Source organism: Mesorhizobium sp. M4A.F.Ca.ET.050.02.1.1 (assembly GCF_003997725.1).
Lineage (GTDB): Bacteria > Pseudomonadota > Alphaproteobacteria > Rhizobiales > Rhizobiaceae > Mesorhizobium.
Window position 1 is genome coordinate 1 of record NZ_RZSG01001243.1, and the last position, 1,038, is coordinate 1,038.

General features: G+C 65.5%; 1 pseudogene. It reads left to right on the forward strand.

From position 1 onward, the window contains the following. A pseudogene (locus tag EOA33_RS36655) lies at positions 1-1,028 on the forward strand (hypothetical protein); the annotation flags it as partial. Positions 1,029-1,038: the final 10 nt, after the last annotated feature.

Sequence of the window (1,038 nt, forward strand, 5' to 3'; positions counted from 1 at the left end):
CCCCCGAACCTGCTCCGGCCCCAGCGCCGGCTCCGGAACCGGCCAAGCCGGAATTCAACTTCATGCCGAGCGTCATCCTGGCCGAAGGCGGTCCGGACATCAGCGACAACAGCAATGCCTGGGAGATCTACAAGGCCAACGCCGACGGCACGCGCGGCGATCAGGTAATGACCGAGTACGGCGAGCTCAAGACCCATCTCGAGCCGGGCGACTACATCGTCGTCGGTCGCGCCGACGAGGCCAAGGTCGAGCAGAAGCTCAAGGTCGAGGCCGGCCAGGTCTACAAGCCGCTGTTCACGCTGAATGCCGGCACGCTGGTCATTCATCCGCACGCCAGCCAGGGCGCCGAGATCAGCGGCGAGGCCCGCGTCGACTTCGCCTATCCGGGCGGCAGCACCACCCATTATGGCGACGCCAGGGCCACCGTGCCCGCGGGCGAGCAGAAGGTGACGGTGCAGATCGGCGCCGGCACGGTGACCGAGACCGTCCAACTGGCCGCCGGGCAGACCGTCGAAAAGGATGTCGTCGTCGGCGTCGGTCATGCCGTGCTCAACGCCTATTATACGGCGGGCGGCGACAAGGCCGACAATTCGGGCATCGGCTTCGAGATCGTCAAGGCCAAGAAGAAGATCGACGGCACGCGCGAAAGCGTCGAGCACTCTTACGGGCCGGACAGCAAGTTCTGGCTGCCGCCGGACGACTATGTCGCGATCACCACGTTCGATATCGCCGTGGTCGAGCAGCCCTTCAGCATCAAGGCCGGCGACAATCAGGACATCAAGGTGACGCTGGACGCCGGCGTGCTCGCCATGTCGGCGCCCGGCGCCTACTCGATCGAGGTGTTGTCGTCGAAGAAGGACATCGAGGGCAAGCGCAAGTCGCTCGGCCTGAGCTATGGCGACAGCTGGCAGCAGACCATTCCGGCAGGCGACTATGTCGTCGTGCGCCACGCGTCCGATCAGGGCCAGGACAAGGAGACGCCGGTGACGGTGAAGGCCGGCGAACGCGCCGAGATCACCGTTCAATAGGCAGCGCTTC